Here is a 3,381-nt window from a genome sequence, read left to right on the forward strand (position 1 = left end):
GAAAATCAAATAATCACTATAAAGATCAAGCATATCCATTTAATTCCCTCCCTAAAATTAAGGGCGGAATTCTAATGCTTTTTAGTCAAACTACAAGTTTATGTGCGTAACATGAGTTAGTCATTGTCATTATCCAAGTGATGCTCAATTTCTCATATGAATTCTTTTTAGAAAAAAGACAGAAATTTAAAATTAAAGAATTATTCGGGCAGTATGTACCTGAAAATTATGTCGACGTATTAATAAACTCACCAGGCGCCTCTTCTATGGAAGGACAGGTAAGGCACTTATCTGTTTTATTCTGTGATATTCGTAATTTCACCGAAACCAGTGAGAATTTAAGTGCGGCAGATGTAAAACGTTTATTAAATACTTATTTTGATCCAATTACCGAAATTATTTTTACCCATCAAGGTACTATTGATAAATATGTAGGGGATATGGTGATTGCTTTCTGGGGTGCCCCCGTTCCTATTGAGAATAATGGCCATGTACGGCAAGCTCTTTATAGTGCATTAGCTATTGTAAATGCTTTGCCGGCCATTAATGAAGAAATGAATAAAAATGATTTACCTAATTTACGTATTGGTTTGGGCTTGGCCAGTGGTTTGATGAATGTAGGTGACATGGGATCTAAATTTCGTCGTGCTTATACAGTGATCGGAGATAATGTGAATTTAGCATCGCGTCTAGAAAGTTTAACTAAATACTATGATGTTAATATTTTAGTTAACGATAGTACCCGAGAAAACCAAGAGGAGTTTTTGTGGCGGCTCATAGATAAAGTAGCGGTAAAAGGAAGAAAGAAAGGGGTAACGCTTTATGAACCCCTGGGCTTTGTGCATGAAATGAACCCTGAGCTCATTGAAGAAATTGATTATTATCATCAAGCAATCGCTAACTATTATGAGAAAAATTGGCAAGAAGCTTTAAATAAGTTTACAACATTACATGAGGCTCATCCTCATACCCATTTATATAGCCTTTATATAGAGCGCATAAAACAATACCAAATGGTGCCACCTCCTGATAATTGGAATGGTGTGTTTATTCATACAAATAAATAATAAATGAGGATAAAATTATGTCTAAATGGAGATTAAGCAATGCACTTTCAGTGATTTTTTTGAGTTCGCTAAGTGCTTTTGCCGAAGCAAAATTACCTCCTATAAGCTTTACGGCTTTGACAGATCCGTTGCTTAAAATTCCCAAAAATGACACCGGTTTTATATCTTATAAAATAGTAAACACCAGTGATAAAACCTATCATTTTATCTTACAAACGCAGGCGGGAATAAGCCAGGATTTAACTGTTAAAAATTCTTGCAGTGATGGATTAATTAGCTTAGAAAAGAATGAGAGTTGCATATTGAGTTTACAGATTCGTGCACAGGAGGTCATTACAAATCATAATTTAGGCCCGGTTTTATGTGAGTATGACCAAGTGCATTTAACTCAAGGTGAATGTTTTGGACCCAGCGCAGAAGAAGGAATAAGAATTAAAGCGCTGAAAGAGGGACAACCTTCCTTTTCAATAGCGGTTCAACTACCGCAAGCTCTCAATAGCGCAGAGGGTCTTAAAGAACGGCCCAATCACTGTTTTTCCTCAGCAGCAAGTTGCTCCCTCACTTTATTTGTAGGTTCTTCAGCGCGAGGCTCTATAACCATTACCAACAGCGCTAGAACCGGTACCGTTCCTGAGCTGCAAGCCTATAATTTGCCGGTAGGAGTAACTGCCAGCCCTACGCGGTGTCCTGCACTTAATCCTGGCGCTAGTTGTACGATGAACTTTACCCCTGGCTTAACACATGCTCCCAGCCCGGTAACGGTGAGAATTGCCAACGCGCCGACTCCAAGCTCGTCGGATGCCACTATTAACATGAGAGTATTAGGAGTAGGTGATTTTTATGACGGCAATAAATTATTCCAATTACCTTTTACCAGTTTAAATTCTAGTGCCAATTTTTATACGGCCTTACCTGCTGATGGCTATCCGCTGACTGTGCAAGGATTCGCTGCTTCATCTTATTGTCAGAATGGCAGTATAGTGCCTCCCACTGCTTCTGTTTTACAGCAATTACGCAATGTTTCTAATTGTGTACCAGCTAGCTCTTCAACGATTGGGGGATTTGTTTGTGATGACTCATCCTATTACTGGACCTCAGCTCTAGCAAATGCTTATTACGATGTGGTTAAATTTCAAGACGGAACGGTAACTACTTTCCCAAATGATGGTTTTGCTTATATCCGCTGTATTAAGGGGTATGTGCTAACGAGAACTCCAACTGTGCAGTAACCTAAGTAAATTCACGGCTTTTTATTCGCTCTCACTTCATAAAGGGAGAGCGAAGAGTATTAGAGCGATTATGACTTAATGTTAATGCGACGCAATAATTGCACTAGGTAGAGTATTAAAACAATCTATAGTAAAAGGGGCTGTCTGTTGCGCTGCCGCTATACTGGTATTAGCCGCAGTAGTTTGTGAGACTATAGTCGTAGTGTTGACAAAGGATGTTGTCGCAGCTCCACTAGCTTGAGAGGTTGACCCGGCAGTGCCTGTTGTTGAGGTACTTGCTGAACTTGAATTGATTGAAGACATCTCGGGTGGCGCTATAATATTACCCGCGGCTGGATAAGGTGCTGGAGTTATTCCATACATGGTTGCTACAATACTTTCACCAGGTCGAAGTACTTTATTACCTATCTTAATTACGCCTTCGATGAGTTTTACGTTAGCTTTTTTATTGTTAGGAACATAGACTTTGTATTTAGTACCAGTAATTGCTAGGGCTACCACGGGCGTTTTAAGCGCTTCCTTTTTGGCACCACCATTAGTCTGCGATTCAATTTTTCCCTTACTTAAATCCGCTTTAAGGACTTCTTCTTGTGAAGGGGCATAGGCAACTATTTTATAATTAGAGTCTGAACCTATAGTTACTAAGGTTCCATTATTATATTTTATTTTGGCTGATGAATCAGCTGCTGTAATAATGACATCACCTACCTCTAAAGCAGAGCCTCTATTTAAATTGCGGCTTACGCCTGCATTTTGTGCGATTACTTTTTTTACGGTAAATAAAACTGTGCCTACGGAAGCGCTTAGAATAGGGGAAATAAATAATAATAAAAGAAGTGAAATCAGTTTCGTCATACTAGTCCTTTTTATGGAGATAAGCTATAAATGAGTTTAAAGACTTAGCTAAATTTCGTCAACTTGTAGTTTTCGTTATGAATAATTTTCTAATGCAAATAGAGGTATATATTAGCTAGGTCCGGGGATCTGGAACAAAATTCAGGAAAAATAAGAGCTATTCCCGGTTTGTTAGTTCATTCACCTTACTCTCAGAATGGCTTATCCACAAGTCCATAGGCCAGGAGAGC

At 38.7% G+C, this 3,381-nt stretch carries 3 protein-coding genes; 2 read left to right on the forward strand and 1 reads right to left on the reverse strand.

All coding sequences use genetic code 11. The annotated features are described in order from the left end of the window. The first annotated feature begins 140 nt into the window (after positions 1–140). Positions 141–1,067, forward strand: a complete 927-nt coding sequence (locus tag ELY15_RS14775) for an adenylate/guanylate cyclase domain-containing protein (protein WP_127101360.1) — start codon at positions 141–143, stop codon at positions 1,065–1,067. A gap of 17 nt (positions 1,068–1,084) precedes the next feature. Then, positions 1,085–2,296 (forward strand): hypothetical protein, encoded by a 1,212-nt coding sequence (locus ELY15_RS14780; protein ID WP_127101362.1) that lies wholly within the window; start codon positions 1,085–1,087, stop codon positions 2,294–2,296. An 81-nt stretch (positions 2,297–2,377) separates the two neighbouring features. Here the strand turns inward: ELY15_RS14780 and ELY15_RS14785 are convergent, their stop codons facing one another. Further along, positions 2,378–3,151 carry a FecR domain-containing protein gene (locus ELY15_RS14785; protein WP_127101364.1) on the reverse strand — a complete coding sequence of 258 codons (774 nt, stop codon included), beginning with the start codon at positions 3,149–3,151 and terminating at the stop codon, positions 2,378–2,380. Between the last annotated feature and the right edge of the window lie 230 nt (positions 3,152–3,381).

The sequence above is a fragment of the Legionella sp. km772 genome, assembly GCF_003989735.1.
GTDB lineage: Bacteria > Pseudomonadota > Gammaproteobacteria > Legionellales > Legionellaceae > Legionella.